The sequence below is a fragment of the Nonomuraea sp. 10N515B genome (assembly GCF_052245915.1).
Lineage (GTDB): Bacteria > Actinomycetota > Actinomycetes > Streptosporangiales > Streptosporangiaceae > Nonomuraea.
In genome coordinates this window covers 111,575-129,458 of the sequence record NZ_JBQQBQ010000026.1, presented here as the reverse complement: position 1 = coordinate 129,458, position 17,884 = coordinate 111,575, and the positions used below count along the sequence as shown (strand labels likewise).

At 68.1% G+C, this 17,884-nt stretch carries 22 protein-coding genes; 12 read left to right on the top strand and 10 right to left on the bottom strand.

Translation table 11 applies throughout. From position 1 onward, the window contains the following. Positions 1-408 precede the first annotated feature (408 nt). From ACTWQA_RS32925 to ACTWQA_RS32915, 3 genes are all read left to right on the top strand, one after another. On the top strand, positions 409-1,158 hold the full coding sequence (locus tag ACTWQA_RS32925) for a hypothetical protein (RefSeq protein ID WP_443162888.1): 750 nt from the start codon (positions 409-411) through the stop codon (positions 1,156-1,158). Between the two features lie 430 nt (positions 1,159-1,588). Continuing rightward, on the top strand, positions 1,589-2,062 hold the full coding sequence (locus tag ACTWQA_RS32920; protein ID WP_443162887.1) for a hypothetical protein: 474 nt from the start codon (positions 1,589-1,591) through the stop codon (positions 2,060-2,062). A gap of 407 nt (positions 2,063-2,469) precedes the next feature. Continuing rightward, positions 2,470-3,033, top strand: coding sequence for a hypothetical protein (locus ACTWQA_RS32915; RefSeq protein WP_443162886.1), 564 nt, complete (start codon positions 2,470-2,472; stop codon positions 3,031-3,033). A 65-nt stretch (positions 3,034-3,098) separates the two neighbouring features. On the opposite strand, the gene ACTWQA_RS32910 is transcribed toward ACTWQA_RS32915, so the two are convergent. Continuing rightward, entirely contained in the window at positions 3,099-3,587 is a 489-nt protein-coding gene (locus ACTWQA_RS32910; RefSeq protein WP_443162885.1) for a tyrosine-type recombinase/integrase, read from the bottom strand. Here ACTWQA_RS32910 and ACTWQA_RS32905 point away from each other — a divergent pair. Together ACTWQA_RS32905 and ACTWQA_RS32900 are read left to right on the top strand one after the other, a co-directional pair. Further along, a complete protein-coding gene (locus tag ACTWQA_RS32905) occupies positions 3,582-3,875 on the top strand; it encodes a DUF6461 domain-containing protein (protein ID WP_443162891.1) in 294 nt (97 codons plus the stop codon). The two genes, ACTWQA_RS32910 and ACTWQA_RS32905, sit on opposite strands and share 6 nt — an antisense overlap. A 30-nt stretch (positions 3,876-3,905) precedes the next feature. After that, complete coding sequence (locus ACTWQA_RS32900) at positions 3,906-4,670, top strand: DUF899 family protein (protein ID WP_443162884.1); 765 nt, start codon at positions 3,906-3,908, stop codon at positions 4,668-4,670. 72 nt (positions 4,671-4,742) lie between these two features. On the opposite strand, the gene ACTWQA_RS32895 is transcribed toward ACTWQA_RS32900, so the two are convergent. Together ACTWQA_RS32895 and ACTWQA_RS32890 are read right to left on the bottom strand one after the other, a co-directional pair. Beyond that, the gene (locus tag ACTWQA_RS32895) at positions 4,743-5,471 is read right to left on the bottom strand and encodes a winged helix-turn-helix domain-containing protein (RefSeq protein ID WP_443162883.1); all 729 of its coding nucleotides are present in this window, start codon (positions 5,469-5,471) and stop codon (positions 4,743-4,745) included. 39 nt (positions 5,472-5,510) lie between these two features. Beyond that, complete coding sequence (locus ACTWQA_RS32890) at positions 5,511-5,936, bottom strand: hypothetical protein (RefSeq protein ID WP_327586558.1); 426 nt, start codon at positions 5,934-5,936, stop codon at positions 5,511-5,513. 121 nt (positions 5,937-6,057) lie between these two features. On the opposite strand from ACTWQA_RS32890, the gene ACTWQA_RS32885 reads away from it, so the two are divergent. The 4 genes from ACTWQA_RS32885 to ACTWQA_RS32870 all read left to right on the top strand — a co-directional run bounded on the left by ACTWQA_RS32885 (position 6,058) and on the right by ACTWQA_RS32870 (position 9,445). Beyond that, the gene (locus ACTWQA_RS32885; protein WP_443162882.1) at positions 6,058-7,602 is read left to right on the top strand and encodes a serine/threonine-protein kinase; all 1,545 of its coding nucleotides are present in this window, start codon (positions 6,058-6,060) and stop codon (positions 7,600-7,602) included. Positions 7,603-7,672: 70 nt separating this feature from the next. Continuing rightward, positions 7,673-8,701 (top strand): hypothetical protein, encoded by a 1,029-nt coding sequence (locus ACTWQA_RS32880; RefSeq protein ID WP_443162881.1) that lies wholly within the window; start codon positions 7,673-7,675, stop codon positions 8,699-8,701. 79 nt (positions 8,702-8,780) lie between these two features. Next, entirely contained in the window at positions 8,781-9,059 is a 279-nt protein-coding gene (locus tag ACTWQA_RS32875) for a FitA-like ribbon-helix-helix domain-containing protein (RefSeq protein WP_443162880.1), read from the top strand. Beyond that, complete coding sequence (locus ACTWQA_RS32870; protein ID WP_443162879.1) at positions 9,050-9,445, top strand: type II toxin-antitoxin system VapC family toxin; 396 nt, start codon at positions 9,050-9,052, stop codon at positions 9,443-9,445. The genes ACTWQA_RS32875 and ACTWQA_RS32870 overlap by 10 nt, the downstream gene beginning before the upstream one ends. Before the next feature lie 51 nt (positions 9,446-9,496). On the opposite strand, the gene ACTWQA_RS32865 is transcribed toward ACTWQA_RS32870, so the two are convergent. Genes ACTWQA_RS32865 through ACTWQA_RS32845 form a run of 5 tightly spaced genes read right to left on the bottom strand, consistent with a single transcriptional unit; the run spans position 9,497 to position 13,751 of the window. Continuing rightward, positions 9,497-10,378, bottom strand: a complete 882-nt coding sequence (locus tag ACTWQA_RS32865) for a DUF72 domain-containing protein (protein WP_443162878.1) — start codon at positions 10,376-10,378, stop codon at positions 9,497-9,499. Positions 10,379-10,414: 36 nt separating this feature from the next. Next, positions 10,415-11,866: a xylulokinase gene (locus tag ACTWQA_RS32860; RefSeq protein ID WP_443162877.1), complete on the bottom strand. Its 1,452-nt coding sequence runs from the start codon at positions 11,864-11,866 to the stop codon at positions 10,415-10,417. Then, on the bottom strand, positions 11,863-13,008 hold the full coding sequence (xylA, locus tag ACTWQA_RS32855) for a xylose isomerase (RefSeq protein ID WP_443162876.1): 1,146 nt from the start codon (positions 13,006-13,008) through the stop codon (positions 11,863-11,865). Before xylA ends, ACTWQA_RS32860 begins: the two co-directional genes overlap by 4 nt. A 29-nt stretch (positions 13,009-13,037) precedes the next feature. Further along, positions 13,038-13,226 (bottom strand): hypothetical protein, encoded by a 189-nt coding sequence (locus ACTWQA_RS32850; protein ID WP_305914133.1) that lies wholly within the window; start codon positions 13,224-13,226, stop codon positions 13,038-13,040. Positions 13,227-13,286: 60 nt separating this feature from the next. Beyond that, positions 13,287-13,751, bottom strand: coding sequence for a MarR family winged helix-turn-helix transcriptional regulator (locus ACTWQA_RS32845; RefSeq protein WP_443162875.1), 465 nt, complete (start codon positions 13,749-13,751; stop codon positions 13,287-13,289). Positions 13,752-13,812: 61 nt separating this feature from the next. Between ACTWQA_RS32845 and ACTWQA_RS32840 the strand changes: the two genes are divergently transcribed. Next, the gene (locus ACTWQA_RS32840) at positions 13,813-14,322 is read left to right on the top strand and encodes a VOC family protein (protein ID WP_443162874.1); all 510 of its coding nucleotides are present in this window, start codon (positions 13,813-13,815) and stop codon (positions 14,320-14,322) included. Positions 14,323-14,366: 44 nt separating this feature from the next. Beyond that, positions 14,367-14,600 (top strand): hypothetical protein, encoded by a 234-nt coding sequence (locus ACTWQA_RS32835; RefSeq protein WP_443162873.1) that lies wholly within the window; start codon positions 14,367-14,369, stop codon positions 14,598-14,600. Here the strand turns inward: ACTWQA_RS32835 and ACTWQA_RS32830 are convergent. Continuing rightward, the gene (locus tag ACTWQA_RS32830) at positions 14,597-15,874 is read right to left on the bottom strand and encodes a TIGR04013 family B12-binding domain/radical SAM domain-containing protein (protein ID WP_443162872.1); all 1,278 of its coding nucleotides are present in this window, start codon (positions 15,872-15,874) and stop codon (positions 14,597-14,599) included. The genes ACTWQA_RS32835 and ACTWQA_RS32830 overlap by 4 nt on opposite strands. Positions 15,875-16,067: 193 nt before the next feature. Here ACTWQA_RS32830 and ACTWQA_RS32825 point away from each other — a divergent pair, with 193 nt between their 5' ends. Continuing rightward, complete coding sequence (locus ACTWQA_RS32825) at positions 16,068-17,222, top strand: MFS transporter (RefSeq protein ID WP_443162871.1); 1,155 nt, start codon at positions 16,068-16,070, stop codon at positions 17,220-17,222. Here the strand turns inward: ACTWQA_RS32825 and ACTWQA_RS32820 are convergent. After that, positions 17,216-17,704, bottom strand: a complete 489-nt coding sequence (locus ACTWQA_RS32820) for a hypothetical protein (protein WP_443162870.1) — start codon at positions 17,702-17,704, stop codon at positions 17,216-17,218. The genes ACTWQA_RS32825 and ACTWQA_RS32820 overlap by 7 nt on opposite strands. Between the last annotated feature and the right edge of the window lie 180 nt (positions 17,705-17,884).

The window sequence follows — 17,884 nt, the reverse complement described above, 5'->3', positions numbered from 1 at the left end:
GGGGACTGCTTGGGGTCCTGCTGTGGTCCTGCCACCTGCTCCAACCTCTTCCAACGGGTGATCAAACTACCCGCGGCTGATAGGTGTTTCGGACCGGGACTGGTTCATTAGCTCTGACGCGGATGGCACACGAGATCGCGATGTACTCCCGTACCTTCACGGAACTGGCCGAACTGGCGGTGTACGGCAAAGCCGCCCGCACGCTGATTACGAGGGCAATCCAAGTAGTGGACGAGCAGACATCAGCCTCTCCCTGATCAGAGAGGTCGGGCTTGCCGAAACGCCGGGGGCGGCTATCTGGCGGGAGACCTAGCCAGGTGTCGCGCCTGCAATCTCCCGGTGACATGGTCGAGATCAGCAGTCGCCGAAGATGATCCCATGAGAAGCCTATGCGCGCTGTTAGGCGTCGTGGCCCTGCTGCTCGCGTCGCCGCTGGCAGGCGCGGCACGTGCAGAGACTCGCAGTTCGTTGGCTCAGGCGATATCCGCGCTAAAGGGCGAGTACGCAGAAAATAGCGGTGTGCGTTTCTCGCAGAAGACCCGCAACGGCTTGGGCTCGGACGCCAGTCTGACGGTCACCCACGGCAAGCACCGGTTCTCCAAGACAGGCGTGTACGCCAGCGACATCACAGAGACTTCCACCGTGGGCGACGAAGACCCAGAGCTGTTCCGCATGATCAATCTCGGTCGCGATACCTATACCCAAACCTACTGGGACGACCTTCCCAAGGGGAAGAAATGGAACCACTGGCGGGATAAGGAAGGCTTCCTTTGGTCACAGAACTTGGTGGACGCCCTCAATCCAAAATTCTTGCAGCTTATCTCCCGCAGCGCTGAGAAGGTGCCCACCAAGGACAGATACGACGGCGTCCCCACCACCCGATATGACGGCTCGGTTGAGGTTGGCCACCTCGGCTCGCGCCAGGCCGGCATCTATTACGGCAAACGAATAGGGGAGTGGGCAGGAGGCCGCATCACGTGGAAGCTCTGGCTGGGCCCGGATAACCTGCCCAGGCGCTTCCAGGCCGAGACCCTCTACGAGCCCTATGGCTCAGAGCAGAGAGCTGACACCGTGAGGATGAACGTCCTCTACAAGGGCTGGGGAACGCCTGTGCGCATCACCGCCCCTCTCAAGAAGCTCGTGGTCGAGGCTGAATGAGCCCACCGCCGAGGTGTCCCAAGCGCCGCCATCATCACCCTCATGTCGCTGTGCCAGATGGCACCGTGATGGCACAAACGACCCCGCACCGTGCCACTGAAGCCCGAACCAAACCGCACAAGCACTGGCCCCTGACCTCCTGAAACACCATGAGGCCGATCAGCACAGAACGCCTCATAACGAGATTCAGGGGACTGCTAATGCGGTTTGGTGGCAACACCATCCGGGGTTCAAATCCCCGATCCTCCGCAGGCGAATGGCCCTCTCCCAGATCTTGGGAAGAGGGCCCTCGCGGACGTACTCGTGGTAGGCCTCGTCCAGGACCACCAGCACGTGCTCGGGCACCCGATCGAGGCAGCCGACCCCTCCGCCGGGGCTACGCTTCTCGCGCGGCTGGCCGCCGATCATCGTAGCCGTAGAATCCTGCGTCATGGATCTTGCCTCGCACGCTGGCTTGCTGGCGCAGGTCATTCCCGCCGTGCTGATCGCGATGGTCGTCGAGTTCCGTGGGGTGCACGACATCTGGCGAAGCGTGGCTCAGGACCACGCCAAGAACCGCTCGGAGGACGAGCGGCAAGACGTGGCGCAGCAAATACAAAGACAGGTAGCCATCCAGCTGGGCGTCATGATGGTCCTCACGCTGCTCGAAGTGGCAGCGCTCGTGGTCGCCGGGGGGCGGGCTGGACCGTTCAAGCTGGCGGAGTGGATCGTGCGAGAGCGGTTCGCGGTGTTCCTGCTGGCTGGGGGAATAGCCCTGATCCTGCAATGGGGGGCGCTGGCGCTCATACAGGCCTACCAACGGGCGGGGCTCATCCTCGATCAGGAACGGCGCGGATTCCACCGGGTGCTGCGCGTTCTCCTGTACGTAACCATATTCGGGGCGGCATTGCTGACGTTCGGGTGAGAGTCACCGGGCGCGTCTCCATCGGCGGCCTGCGTACGTGGGCTGAGCAGAGATGCCGCGCGTGGACAAAGATCAACACAGGTTGCAGTCTGGGCTGTAGTCCCTCTGGATACCTCCCCGTTCCATCAAGACCGCCCAGCCACATCGGTCCACATGGAACGTGCTGGAACGATCAAGCTCCTAGCTGCTAATGCGGTTCGGTGGCAACACCATCCGGGGTTCAAATCCCCGATCCTCCGCGTGTGAAAGGCCCTCTCCCAGATCTTGGGGAGAGGGCCTTTCGATCTTCGAGGGCGTCATAACTGCAGTGCTAGTTGCAACGGCTCGTGCTGTGACCGGTCGGCCAGAGCCGTGGAAAGCAGAAACTGCGATGGCCCGGGATGTCTGTCTCGGGCGATGCTGTACCGGTGTCGTCGTTGCTGACCGCTGCGGAGTATGAACGTACGGCTGCCATGCTGCGAGGCAGACGTATCCACAGGGTCGTCTACTACCCCTTGATGGTCGGGGAGGACGGTTGCGACGTCGAGGAGTGGGACTTTGGGACGTGGCACCAGCCCACCATGGGGGTGGAGCTGTCCACCGACGATGGCGCCTGCTTCTCGGCCGTGTGGGGCAGCAGCTTCGACCACTTCGGGCTTGAAGTCTTCCCTGAGCCGATGACCGCTCACCTGCGGATGATCGGGGAGCCAGGCGGGTCGGCGGCGGTGGACGTGACCGATCACCCACACTGGTCGAGCATCGCCGGCAGAAAACTCACCCGCGTCGATATCGCCTGGTCCCAGGACCCAGAGAGCGACCTCCGGACGCCGAATGCGATCAGGTTGTGCTCGCGGGAGAAGGCCGTGTGGATAGCCGCCGGGAGCCTGGCGGAATGGCCGCCAACCGAGGTCTGTCACCTGGGCACCGACGATGTCATGGTCGTCTTCACCGCCGAGTTCGCGGCCAAGGTAGGCATTCCCTCTGTCGGCTAACCGGCCGGGGGCTGGCTGGCCACTGGCTCCCGCGAACACATCCCGCGTGATCTTTTCCGGTCACATTACTGGGGATTGCCCCAGAGAGCGGAGGCGAGCCGCTCCCCCGCATCGCGCATCAGGGGTGTGGATACGTGGGTGTAGCGCTCGGTGGCGGTCACTCTGGTGTGGCCAAGGACTTGCTGAACGACCCGGATATTCACACCCTGCTCGATGAGGAGCGTCGCGGCTGTGTGCCGTGCATCGTGCACTCGGACGTCCCGGACGCCGGCCTGCTTGAGGATGGCCTTCCGTTGCTTCCAGTCCTCGGTGCGCTCGATGGGAGTTCCGTGCTTGGTCGCGAACACCAGGTTGTGGTCTTCCCATCGGTCTCCGGCCTTCTCCCGCTCGGCGTCTTGTATCTCGCGGTGTGCCTTGAGCCGGGCGAGGAGTTCTGGCGGGCACTGGAGGGTGAGCTTGCTCTTGCCCTTACGCTGACGGAAGACCAGGCCGCGGGCCTGCCCGCCGTCGACGTCGAACGGGCCCTGAACGCCCTCCGGTGATCGGCTATCCATGCCAAGATCACAGGTCGCCGCGCTCCTGGACGAGGCGGCCGCCCGCTGTCCAAGGGCACGGTAACCGCCACGGTGTTCGTCAACGTCAACCACGACCACCAGTTCGTGTACGGCGAAGCCGGCGTGATCGTCACCTGCTTCGCGCCGGACCAGCCAGGCCACCACTCCGGCGCCGACCCCGACCGCCTGCTGTCACCGCTTTCCGTGTCGGGCGGGTCGAGGACCAGCGCGTTCCAGGAAGACCGCGGAGGGATGGTCAGTAGCGCCCGCCACGGGTTCCACCGATGATTTCTTGCCAGCTGCAGGGTCAGTACGGCCATGACTGATGTGAACAAGCCGCCGGTCGTCTCCCGCCGGGAGTGGCTGGCCGCAATCGACACCCTGCGCGTCCGGGAGAAGGCGCACACCCGCGAGGGCGACGCGATCGCCGCCGCCCGGAGACGGCTGCCCATGACCGAGGTGGACCCGTCGGCCCCGCTCGCCGGAGACAAGGGGCACGTCCCCCTGATCGACGTCTTCGAGGGCCGCACCCAGCTATTCGTGTCGTATCACATGTGGCACGACGGCCACATCACCGCCGACCAGTGCGAGGGCTGCACCTTCTTTACCGGCCAGGTCCGCGAACTGTCCTATCTGCACCAGCGTGACGTCACCTTCGCCGTCTTCTGCCAGGGCCCCTACGAGGAATCCGACCGCTACCGCCGCTTCATGGGCTGGGACATGCCCTGGTACTCAGTACCCGCCGAGTCGCACGAACGACTCGTCGCCGGCCGCCACTTCGGGATGAAGGCGAGCTACCTCCGCGATGGGGACCGCGTCTACGAGACATACTGGACCACCGGCCGCGGCGTCGAACCCATGGCGCCGTCCTACGGCATCCTCGACATGACCGTCTACGGACGGCAGGAGACCTGGGAGGACTCCCCGTCCGGCTGGCCGCAGCCGTACGAGACGCTCGGCCAGCAGTTCCGCAAGGACGGACGGCCGACCGCGCAATGGGCACGGATCGCCGCCGGCCACGACGACGACCTCCACAGCGGACAGCCCAGCACAGGCACGGACAGCTCAGGCTGCTGCTCGTGAACCCAAGCCCGACGCTCGTCGCGGCGGAGTGACGGCCACCCTTACGGCGATTCGGCCGCCGGTTGGGCGGGGTCAGGGGCCGGGCATCGGCAGCAGGGCCAGGTGGTCGCTGGTCACCAGGTTGAACTTCAGCGCGAGGGAGACCAGGGCGTGGCGCTGCCAGTCGGCCTTGCCCTCGCCGCCCTGCGGGCTTTTGACATGGAGCTTGTTCTCGGCCAGGTAACCGATGTGGAAGCCGATGGCGGTCCGGCTCAGTCCCAGGTCGGGGAGCCTTTCGATGATCTCGGGGATCGTCGGTATGCGGGAGGTCGACGGGTCGCGCAGGCGTGGCTCACACAGTGCCACCAGGATGCGGAAATACTTGGCGTTCTGGTCGAGGGGGTAGGCGACCTGTGTGGCCGTACCGCCGTCCGTGTCGGGTGACGGCACATGGACGTGCTGCGGCGCGAACACCAGGAACGAGATCGTGCCGTCGACCGCGGGCAGGCACACTCGGGAGAACTCGAACGGGATCGGCGCGCCCATCCGGCCCGGCGGTACCTTCACGAACTCTCCGCCCCCCTCGGGGTTCTCCACGACGTACGTCTTCGACGTGCTGAGGTTGGAGAGCAGCCAGTAGTCGCCCACTGCGCCGATCTTGCCGGCCCGGCGGGAGACCGCGGGGTCGTCGAGCACGATGTCCACTGGGGAGCCGGGAGTCCCGCGCCCGAAGAACGCCTGCTCTCCGGGCGCGAGCTCCAGCGAGTACGGCCGGTCGCCGGTCGGCGCCGCCGCCATCTGGATCAAGATCGTGCTGTGCATCGGCGGGACCCTACTCGCATGCCGGTGAAGCCGTCCAGGTCATTCGGGCAGTGGCTTGCCGACCCGGCACGTGCGCAGGCCGGCGTCGGGCTCGTTGTTGCCGCCGCCGCGGAAGTACACCTCGCTGACGTATCCCCACTGGTTGTTGTCGGCCATGGTGGAGGCCCACCAGTAGTTGCGGTAGCCGCCCAGCTTGTAACCGGCGCCGGTCTTCTGGCACAGGTACCAGTCGTTCCCGGCCGGGTTGATGTAGCCGACGATCCTGCCCTTCGCGGGTGACGCGTAGACCGGGATGCTCCCGCCCGGTGACCAGTCGGGGCAGTTCTGGACCGTAAGGCCGTTGTGCTGGTACCGCTTGCCGCACGGCTGTGCGTCTCCCGCGGCGGCTGCGTGCGCGGCCGGAGCGGCCGCGGCCAGGGTCGCCAGCGCGAACGACATGGCGATCGCGGCCTGTCGAATGCTCATGATGATTCCCTCCCCGTTTCGGTGTCGCTGCGTCGATCCTGCGGGCGGAGAGCGGATTCCGTAACCTGGTAGCTGCCAGGGCACGTGGACGAAGCCCTGACCATCGGCCATGATGAGCTGAATGACGGCTCCTTCCCACGCAGGTCGTTACCGGATCGAGCAGCTCATCGGCGTCGGGGGTTTCGCCACCGTCCATCTGGCCCACGACGACGAGTTGCGCTCGCCGGTGGCGGTCAAGATCCTCGCAGAGAACTGGGCCCGGCAGGCCGACGTGCGCGAGCGCTTCCTCCAGGAGGCGCGCCTGCTGCGCAGGGCCGACTCCCACCTGCTCGTGCAGGTCTTCGACATCGGCGAGCTCGACGACGGCAGGCCGTACTTCGTGATGACGTACGCCGATCGCGGCACCCTGGAGGAGCGCCTGGCCGGCCGGCTGTTCACCGTCGATGAGACGCTCGGCTTGATGCGCGACATCTGCCAGGGCGTGGCCGTGCTGCACAGCATCGGGGTCGTGCACCGCGACCTGAAACCGTCGAACGTGCTGTTCTGCTCGCGGCCGGAGGGCGGTGAGCGGGTGATGGTGGCCGACCTCGGTATCGCCAGGTCGACCGACCACCTGAGCGGGCTGACGCTGCCGGCGGGCTCACCCGGCTACCAGGCCCCGGAGCAGCTCTACTTCGACGGGGCGCCGGACGCGCGCGCCGACGTGCACGGCCTGGGGGCGCTGACGTATCACATGCTCACCGGCCAGGTGCCCGCCAAGCCGGAGCAGCGGGTGCCACCGAGTGCGCTGCGGCCCGAGGTGCCGGAGGTGATCGACGCCGCGGTGATGCGCGCCCTGGATCTCGACAGGGAGGCGCGGTGGAACGACGCCGCCGCCTATGCCGCGGCCCTGTCGTCGTCGACGACCGTCACCCCGCCGGAGACTCCGCCCGGAGCGGCCCCAGCCGAATCGGTCCCGTCCGAATCGGTCCCGTCCGAATCGGTCCCGTCCGAATCGGTCCCGTCCGGAGCGGTCCCGTCCGAGAGCGAGCTGCCGCGCGAGGGGCGCAGGCCGGGGCGGCGGATCGCGATCGTCGGTGGCACGGCGGCAGCCGTCGTTGCGGCAGCGGCCGTCACCGCCGTGGTCGTCAACAGTGCCCAGAGCCCCGATTCGCCCGGCGGTATCGATGCGACGACGAGCCCGCCGCCCGCGAACGCCGATACCAGCACCTGGCTGCGCGACGACTCCGACATCCCCCGCCAGTATCGCGGGCCGATCGTCCAGGCGGGCACGTACTGCGAGCTGCCCGGCCTGAGCCCCGCCCTGATCGCCGCGATGCTCAAGGCGGAGTCGGGCTACGATCCCGGCCTGTCCGATCCTGAGAACAACGAGTACGGCATCGCCCGGTGGACACCCGAGGTGCTGTGGCACTGGCAGCCGGGCGGCCTGCAGAGTCCGAAGCCCACGCCGCCGCTCAGCCCCGAGCCGTCGATCGTGTCGATGGGGCGGTTCATGTGCACCCTGGGCCCTCGGGTCCAGGATCTGCCCGGCGACCCTGCGCTGAAGCTCGCCGCCCTCTACCGCAGCGGCGTCGACCCGCTGAAGCGGGCGGGCGGCATCCCCGAGCGGTGGCGCGCATACACCGACAAGGTCTCTCGCTACATGCGCGAGTACCAGCCGGCCTGAGCGTGACACCGTTGAAGTACTGCAGCCGCACGCCAGTGAGATACAAGCACGACCGCCTAGCGTCGTGCCCATGCGAAGAGTGGGCGTGGCGCTGGCGGCGCTGCTGGTCCTGACGGGGTGTGCGCGAGAGGCCGCCGACGAACGCCCCCAGGGCGCGCCGTCACCGAGTGCCTCAGGAACGTCCGGTACCACCAGAAACAGGCTGCTGGGCGCGCTGGCCGACGTCTCTGGCGAGGGGCCCGCTGCGGCGTACCTCGAATACGGCGAACCGGCCTGGTGGCGCCGCTTCGGCGGCTCCGGCGATAGGCGCCGATGGCTGCCCGCGGCCGGTTCCGGTCTCGGGAGCTTGGCCCATGCCGCGGCGGCGCTGCCGAAGACCACGGGTATGACGCCCGAGGCGGGTGCGCGGGCGATCGCGATCGGCGTGCCGCCGCAGCAGGCATTCCGGTTCGACGGCGGTGTCGACCCAGGCGCCGTACGGGCGAAGCTGGCCGCCCTTGGTGGCAAGCCCGGCCGCTTGGGCGGCCACGACGGGTTCTCCTTCGCTCCCGATGCCGAGATGGACCTCTCTCGCACGATCGCCCCTGGGGTGACCAACCAGCTCAACAAGGTCGTGGTCACCGACACCACGGTGGCGACGGCCACCGCCACCGGGCCGCTGGCGGCCGTCATGGGAAGCGGACCCTCGCTGGCCGACAGCCCGGGTCATGCCGCGATGGCCGCCTGCCTCGGCGATGTCGCCGCCGCCACGATCATGGCCCCGTCGGTGCCGGGATCCGTCACGCTGTACGGCGTGGGGCTGCGCCGCCCGGCCGGCCTGGGTGACCGGCCGGTCAACATCATCTGCGTGCTGCCCTCCGCGTCCGCCGCCGCTGAGGTGGAGCAGTCGCTGACGACTCGGCTCACCCCGACGGCGAACACGCGCAACGGCGGGGCGTACGGCGACTACGCAGCGGAGATCATCCACGACCGGTTTGTCGCCGACGGGCGCACGGTGCTGAGGACCGTCCTGACGTTGAACGACAAGACAGACGTGCTGTTCGTCAACCGGCTGCTGTACCAGGGTGAGCTGGAGGCGCTGAGCAACCCAGCCCGGTGAGGCTCCCGCTGATTATCGGGGTCTCGCAGGTGAGGCGCGTCGCAGCTGCGTGAGAGGGCTGTGCATGTAAAATGAAGGCATGGCTAGGAACATGCAGATCCGCGATGTTCCCGACGACGTTGCCGACGCTATCGCGGCACGAGCTCGTGCCAAGGGGCAGTCCGCGCAGGCGTACATGCTGTCCCTTTTGGTGGCGGACGCGCGCCGTTCTCGCAACATCGACCTCATAGCCCAGTTCGAAGGGCGTGACGACGGCATGCACAGTGCTCCGGGGCAGACTGCGGACTTCGTTCGCCAGTCGCGGGCCGAACGCGACGAGCAACTGGCTGAGTCCACCGGAGACTGCCGGTGCTCGTGATCGATGCGTCTGTCATGATCAACGCGCTGGCTGACGACGGAGAAGCCGGTCGCGCAGCCCGTAAGGCCATCATGACCGATCCCGCCTGGATCGCCCCCGGCCACATGCCGAGCGAAGTCGCCCACGTCATCACCCGCCTCGTCAGGCAAGAATTGATCACCCGAGCACGTGGGCGGACCGCCTTCGAAGCGCTCGCCCAAACTGAGATCGAATTGGCAGACATTCGGCCTCTGCTTCCCCGTATCTGGCAACTACGCGACAACATCAAGGCTTACGACGCCGCCTATGTGGCCCTGGCAGAAATGGAGGGCTGCACCCTGGTGACCAGCGACGCGAAGCTCGCTGGCCTGCCCGTGGGTGTCGGCTGCGACATTCGCCTTGTGTAAGGGCTTGGAGACCGCGTAGGCCGGGACGATCTCTCCGATTACGTCAGGGCGTCATTCGAGGGGGATCAGGCGAGCCAGTTGCGCGGCGTTGACCTGGGCGTAGTCGCGGTAGCAGTTGTTCATGAGGACGTGGGTCGCCTCGGCGTCCTCGGCAAGGCGCCGGAGTTTGGGCGCCCACTCCCGCAGTTCCTTCTCCTGATAGAGGTAGCCGAACCGCTCGTGGATGTCCTTGCTCGTCCATTTCTCCGAATGGCCATGGAAGCGCACCACGGCCACGTCTGCCGTGGCCGCGAGGACGGGCGGGATGGAGTCGGGGTAGCCCTGGGGCATGTCCACACTCACGTACGGCAAGCCATAGGAAGTGAGGAAGTCCAGCGTCTCGGCCTGGTTCTCCTTGCTCATCCAGGTGTGGTTGCGGAACTCGACGCAGATGCGCAGCGGATCGCAGCGGGCCTTGCACTCCAGGATGTACTGCTTGTTGCCCTTGCTGATGGGGAACCAGCGCGGAAACTGGAACAGGATCGTGCCCAGCCGGCTCGAGTCGTGGAGCGGGGCCAGCGCCGTCAGGAAACGATCCCATACCTGATCGACCAGCTGCGGATCGAGGTCGCGTAGGTAGAGGTTCTTCTTCGGCGCCTCTCCCAGTTGTTCGCGCAGGTCCTTGTACAGCGCCGTCGGCTTGGTCGGGTGCTGGGTCAGCAGGGAGAACGCCTTGATGTCGAAGGTGAAGCCGGCAGGGGTCCGGTCACGCCACAACGAGACCGTGCTTTCCGCGGGCGGCGAGTAGTAGGACGAGTCCACCTCCACCAGGGGAAACCGGCTCGCGTAGAAGCTCAGTCTCTCCTGGGCGGAGGTGACATCGTCGGGATACCACCCCGAGGCCAGCAGTGTCTTGTCGGTCCACGAAGCGGTCCCCACCAGGATGCGGCCCATGCCCGCACCCGTACCCGAACCCTCACTGTCGAGACGTCAGTCGAGGATGTGGGCGGTGGCGCGGGCGTAGCGGTGGCGGATTTCCGGGACGGCCTCGCCTTCGTACGTCGCCGTGTCCTCCACCTGCCAGTCCGGGGTGGTGAGGAGGGTCGCGGCCTGGTGTGCGGCGCCGTTGGCGACGTATTCGGCCGGTGGCGGGACGGTGATCGGGACGCCGAAGATCGTGGGGGCGATGCGGCGGACGGCCTCCGAGCGGGCGGCGCCGCCGATCAGGAGGACCCGCTCCGGGCGCATGGCCAGCGCGTCCAGGGCGTCGGCCAGGCCGCACAGCATGCCCTCGATGGCTGCCCGGGCCAGGTGGGCGGGGGTGGAGGTGGCCAGGGTCAGACCGTGGATGGAGCCGGTGGCGGTGGGGCGGTTGGGGGTGCGCTCGCCCTCCAAGTACGGCACCAGCGTCAGTCCGTCCGCCCCCGGAGGAGCCTGGAGGGCGAGGTCGCTCAGGTCGTTGAGACCGACTCCGGTGATGCGGGCGGCGGCATCCAAGACCCTTGCGGCGTTGAGCGTGGCCAGCAGCGGCAGGAACCGTCCCGTCGCGTCCGCGAAGCCGGCGACCGCGCCCGTGGGGTCGGCGCTGGGAGTATCCGCGACCGCGAAGACGGTGCCGGAGGTGCCGAGCGACACGACGACGTCACCGGGCTTGGCGCCCACGCCCAGGGCCGCGGCCATGTTGTCACCGGTGCCGGGGGCGATGAGCACCCGTCCCGGTCCGGCATCCGCACCCTGCGCCCCGGTTACCGCCGCGATGACTTCTTCCGCCGGTCCCAGCACGCGCGGCAGCAGCGGCACCGCTCCGAAGGCGGCCTTCAGCAGGTCCGTACGGTAAGCGCCGGTGAAGGGCGACCAGTAGCCGGTGCCCGAGGCGTCGCCCCGGTCCGTGGTGAGGTGGGAGAGGGGTGGGAGCGGGGCGTCCTGCCAGCCCTCCCGGGAGAACGGCACGCCAGAGGTGAGCGCGCCGGCCAGCCGCCACGTGAGCCAGTCGTGCGGCAGGCACACCGCCGCCGTGCGCCGCGCGTTGGCAGGCTCGTGCTCGGCCAGCCACCGCAGCTTGGTGACCGTGAACGAGGCCACCGGTACCGAACCGGCCGCGTCCGCCCACGCCTGCGGGCCGCCCAGCTCCGCGATCAGGTCGAGGGCGGCCTGGGCGGAGCGGGTGTCGTTCCAGAGGAGGGCGTCGCGTACGACATTTCCGGACTCGTCCAGGCAGACCATGCCGTGCTGCTGCCCGGCGACACTGATGGCCGCCACGCCGTCCAGCCCGCCGGCCTCCTCGATGGCCTGCAGCAACGCCGACCACCAGTGCGACGGGTGGACCTCCGTGCCGTCCGGATGCGGCGCCCGGCCCTGCCGCACCAGCGTGCCCGTCTCCGCGTCACGAATGACGACCTTGCAACTTTGTGTCGAAGAATCGACCCCTGCGACCAGCGTCACCCACGAACTCCTAACAAGTGCTCCAGCGCAAGCTGGTTGAGATGCGTGAAATGGTATCCGCGCTGAGCGGCCATGTCGGGATCGAAGTCGTCCCCGGACAGATCGGACAGCGTCTCGCCACGGTTGAGCGTGGGCAGGCCGAGCTCCTCGACGCGGGCGGCCCGCAGGGCTTCACGGACCTCCGGGTCGGCCCGGTAGGTGCGCGCCTTTTCCCGCAGGATGAGGTAGGTGCGCATGTTGGCCGCCGCCGACACCCACACGTCGGAGGGGTCCTCCGTGCGCAACGGTTTGTAGTCGAAGTGGCGCGGGCCGTCGTAGCCGCCGTGCTCCAGCAGGTCCACCAGGAAGAACGCGCTCATCACGTCGCCGTGCCCGAAGACCAGATCCTGGTCGAAGCGGGGGCCGTGCTGCCCGTTGAGGTCGATGTGGAACAGCTTGCCGTGCCACAACGCCTGCGCGATGCCGTGCACGAAGTTGAGCCCGGCCATCTGCTCGTGGCCGACCTCGGGGTTGAGTCCCACCATGTCGGGAAACTCGAGCTCGCCGATGAACGCCAGCGCGTGCCCGATCGTCGGCAGCAGGATGTCCCCGCGCGGCTCGTTGGGCTTGGGCTCGATGGCGAAGCGGAGGTCGTAGCCGCGCTCGCGTACGTAGCCGCACAGCAGGTCGATGGCCTCCTTGTAGCGGGCGAGCGCGGCCCGCACGTCCTTGGCCGCGTCGGACTCGGCGCCCTCGCGACCGCCCCAGCACACATACGTGCGGGCGCCCAGCGAGGCGGCCAGGTCGAGGTTGCGCGTCACCTTGCGCAGGGCGTATCGCCGCACGTCACGGTCGTTGCTGGTGAACGCGCCGTCGCGGAAGACGGGATGCGTGAACAGGTTGGTGGTGGCCATGGGCACTTTCAGTCCGGTCTCGGCAAGCGCTTTCCGGAAGGCCGCGATCGCCCGGTCGCGATCCGGCTCGACGGCGAGCAGGTCGTCGTCGTGGAAAGTGACGCCATAGGCTCCGAGCTCCGCCAGCCGGTGCACGCTCTCCACGGGATCGAGGGGCGCCCGGGTGGCGTCCCCGAACGGATCGCGTGCCTGCCAGCCGACCGTCCACAGACCGAACGTGAATCGATCATCAGGGGTTGGCTCGTACATGATTCGATGCTCCCCTGGCGATCAGTTGTTCACAAGCCCGAGGGATCCCGTCCCACGCTGATCTCCTCGGCGATCTTGCGTAGCTCTGCCACCTCGAGGCCGGGAGCCTTGGGCAGGTCGCGCAGCAGCGCGTCCATGACCACGGGCACGGGCTGGCCGGCGAAGCGGCCCGCAATGCCATGGACGGCCCTGAACAGCGCCTCTTCGGTGTCGCGCATCGGCATCTCCTCGATCGGCTACGCCGAGAACGCTACGGCCTCCGCCCGACAGTTTTCTCGCTATCGCTCCAGCGTGTTCCCGTCGGCGGCGGAAACGATGGCCGAACAGATCTCGTCCAGTTCCCTTACCTGCTCGGGCTTGAGTACGTCGAACAGGGCGCGCCGCACCTCCTCCGCGTGCCCGGGAGCGGCGGCGGCGAGCGCGGCGTACCCCTCGTCGGTGAGCACGGCGAGATTGCCGCGGCGATCGGACGCGGCACGCTCGCGGCGCACCCAGCCGCGCTCCTCCAGGCGCGCCACCGCGTGCGAGAGGCGGCTCTGGGAGCACTGCGCCTGGGCGGCCAGCTCGCTCATGCGCATCGCCCGCCCGGGCGTCTCGGACAGGCGTACGAGGATCACGTAGTAGGCGTGCGGCATGTTCGCCTCCCGCTGGAGCTGGCGATCGAGCGCCTCGTTGATCAGCTGCGTCGCCGCCAGGAATCTCCGCCAGGTTTGCTGTTCGTCCTCATCCAGCCATCTGGTCATGGTCCCAATTTAGTTGAACTCTCATATACTTAGGGCGGGACTCTGCTGAAAGGGGATCACCATGCCGGTCCATCGGCTCAACCACGCGGTCCTTTACGTTCGTGACGTGGAGCGCAGCGTCGCCTTCTACCGGGAGGCACTCGGCTTCGAGGTCGTGATGGGCATGCGGGGCGCCGCGTTCCTGCAGGCCCCCGGCTCCACGAACGACCATGACCTGGGCCTGTTCGAGATCGGCGAGAACGCCGCGCCGTCACCGGCCGGCCGCACCTCCGTGGGCCTCTACCACCTGGCCTGGGAGGTCGACACCCTCGAGGAGCTGGAGCGGGTCGCGGCCAAGCTGGGCGAGCTCGGCGCGCTGGTCGGCGCGTCCGACCACGGCACCACCAAGGCGCTCTACGCCAAGGACCCGGACGGGCTGGAGTTCGAGGTGTCGTGGCTGGTGCCGGCCTCGCTGCTGACCGACGAGATCCTGGCCTCCCGCGCCAGCATCCGCCCGCTCGACCTCGGCGCCGACAAGGAGCGCTACGGCGCCCAGACGCGGGGCGGCGTGGGCGTGTCCATCCCGACCTGAAGTACCGTGGCTGTATCGACTCCTTCTCGTCCCGGAGAACGGTCATGCAAAGCGATCCTGATCACCTGCTCGACGCCATCGACGGCGTCGTCGACGAGTGGGAGACGCTGAGCGCCGACGCCATGCGCTGGGCGCCTCCCGAGAGCAAGAGTCCCGATTTCGTGACCGAGATGACGGAGATCTTCGGTCCGCTGGTCAACGCGTTCTCCGAGGCGCTGCGGCCGGTCAGCGACGCGTTCGAGCGCGTCCTGCACGCCCTGGACGAGGACGACGACTAGCCCGTACGCCGCCGCCGGGCCCGCCGGGGGTAGGCCTTGGCCGTCTCGGCCAGCCGCGCGGAGTGTTCGGCCTGCTTGCGCCAGTGTCCGTACGCGTCCCCGCGCTGCGCCAGCCTGTCGAGCTCACTCATGGTGCTGAGCGGGATGAACGCCGGCTCGGCGTCCCGCCACGGCGTGCCGGGCAGCGGCATGAACGTGTGCGTGTGAATGCGCGCCCCGAGATCGGCCAGATCCTCGGCCAGCTTGAGCGAGGCGGCCTGATCGCTCTCGTCCTCGCCGGGCATCCCGAAGATGAAGTCGACGTTGGGCCGGAAGCCGTGCTCGACCGCGATCCTGACCGCATCGCGCACCGGCGAGGTGTCGTGCCCCCGCCCCGAGGCCGCCAGCACCTTGTCGGATCCCGACTGGGCGCCGATGATCAGGTTGTCGTTGGCCACGTACTTCTTGAGCAGCCGCATCGCCTCCGACGTGACGTGCTCGGGGCGCACCTCGGACGGGAAACTCCCGAAGAACACCCGCCCGCGCGGCGGCAGCTCCTCCTTGACCCCGGCCAGAAGCTCCTCCACCGCGCCGAGATCGGGGTCGGGGCCGGGGGAGCCGTAGGAGAGCGAGGTCGGCGTGATGAACCGGATGTCGCGCAACCCTCTGTCCACCATGCCCCGCACGTGCTCACGCACGCTGTCGACCGACCGATGCCGGAACTGGCCGCCGAACATGAAGGGCGTCTGACAGAAGCGGCACGTATAACGGCACCCTCGGGTGATCTCGATCGGCCTGTTCCTGCCGACGAAGGACGGGAACGCGTCCAGCGGCAGCTGCGGCGCGGGCCTGGTGCGGAGCGCTATCCCGTCCTCGTCCTTGATCGCCAGCCCGGGGACTCTGGTGAGCGGCCGGTCGTCCTGCAGCGCGCGGACGAGCGCGATGATCGTCGACTCGCCCTCGCCGATCCCCGCCAGGTCCCAGCCCGCGTCGATGACCTGCTGCGGCTCCGCGGTCGCGTGCACACCGCCCGCGATGTGCAGCCCTCGGCCGCCGCTCAGCGCCTTGACGGTGGACAGCTCGGCCGCCATGTCCTCGGCGTCCGGTGAGTAGAAGGACCAGAGCACCAGCACCCGGTCGGCCTCACTGGCCGTGATGTGCGCGGCGGTCTCCTCGGGAGTGGTGCCGAGCCGCAGGTCGTGCTCGATCCCCGCGGTCTCCAGGGCGGCGAGCAGCGCATGCACGCCGTACGTCACCGCCTTGCGGTATCGGACCACCACACTGACGTCAGCCACCATTGGACTCTATGACAGGGCTGAGGACGCTCCGTGCACGCTGGAACGTCGCCCTTTCCCGCGCCGGGATCGACGCTAGACTCGTGCCATGCACTGGCGACATTGATGACTGACCAGAGGCCGGCGCGGGGCGCGCGGACCTCCGAGGCGACGAGCACTCGGAGTCCCCGTTCGTCCTCAGCTGGAAGGCCTCATGCTCGTTGCGAAACTTTACGCCTACGCGTTCGTAGGCGAATTCATCCTGCTCTACCCGGTGTACACGCTGTTGTTCATCGATACCGGGCTGTCCGTGGCCGAGACCTCGTCCCTGTTCGTCATCTGGTCGGTGACCGGCATGGTGCTGGAGGTCCCGTCCGGCGCGTGGGCCGACGCCGTGTCCCGGCGTCTGCTCCTGTGCCTCGGCCCGCTCTTGGCCGGTGCCGGTTACGCCCTGTGGATCCTCTTTCCCTCCTATTGGGCGTTCGCCGTGGGCTTCGTGTTGTGGGGCGCTCAGGGCGCCCTCGTCTCCGGCGCCTACGAGGCCCTCGCGTACGAGGAACTGCAGTGTCTTGGCCAGGAAAGCCGGTACGCCACCGTCATGGGCCGGGCCGAGTCCGCCGGTCTCGTCGCGGCGGCGGCGTCGATCGGGCTCGCCACGCCGGTGTTCGCGGTCGGCGGGTATCCCGCCGTGGGGGTGGCCAGCGTGCTGGCCTGCGTTCTCGGCGCCGCCGTCGCCCTGACGCTCCCCGAGCACAGAACCCCCGGCGCCGTCACGGAGGGCAGCTATTTGGCGGTGTTGCGGGCCGGCATCGCGGAGACCCGCAGGGATCGAGGCGTGCTCCACGCGGTGCTGCTGGTCTCCTTCGTCACGGCGATCTGGGGAGCCCTGGAGGAGTTCGTCCCTTATCTAGGCGTCGAGACCGGCGTGGCCAAGGCCGCCATCCCCTTATTGGTGCTCGTCGTCTGGATCGGCGCCACGGCCGGCGGCCTGCTGGCCGGCAGGGCGCAGGGCATGTCCGCCCGCGCCTACGCCCTGACGATCGGAGGAGCGGCGCTCGCCATGGCGGCGGGGGCCGTGAGCGGGCATCCGGCCGGGTTCGCGCTGATCGCGGTGGCGTTCGGGGCGTTCCAGTTGGCCGGCGTGGTGGCCGACGCGCGGCTCCAGGAGCGGATCACCGGTCCTTCCCGGGCCACCGTGACGTCGGTCGCCGGCCTTGGGACGAATGTGGTCACCCTGGCGGTCTACACGGCCTACGGGGCCGCCTCGTCGAGTTTGCCGCATGGCGTCGCGTTCGCCGTCCTGGTGGCGCCGTACGTGCTGATCGCCCTGCTGGCGGCCCGCCCGCCGACGCCGGCACCAGTTCAGTAGCGGGACGGGATCCGCTTGGGCAGAGGCGGCGGTTCCGGGGCCGCCGCCTCCACCGGCTCCTCTTCGGGCGGCGGCGCGACCGGCTTCACCGCCGCCCGCCATCGGGAAGGAAAGACCGAGGCGGTGAGCAGGATGCAGCCGAGCACGGGGGACCAGGTGTGGAGCAGCGTTTCGTAGCCCTGGAGATATTCGGACGGCACGAACGCGTACCACAGCCGGTGGTCGCCCCCCATGCCCATGCGCACCTGCACCGTTACCCAGAAACCCATGAAGGCCAGACCGGGCAGCAGCGAGGCGAGCGGCGACACCCTCGACCCGGCCAGGACACCGACGGTGACCACGGCGCCGAAGAACGCGGCCAGCGCCATCCAGCCGGCGATCGGCTGGGGCTTGTTGAGCCCGTACCCGAGACCCGCGGCGATCAGTGGTGTGGCCAGCAGGCCCGCGCCCGCACCGAGCAAGTGACGAACACCGTTTCGCAAAGAGAACACCTCCAGCAACGGGACCTTACCGACCCGCCTCCCCGTTTACCTTTAAGGCGATAAATGTCCGGTTCGGGACACGGCCAAAACCCGGCCATATCACTGAAATAGGGTCTCTTTGGTATCTGAACGGCCTTCGTACCCAGCCGTTACCTTGACAGCACCCCCACCCGAGGAGTG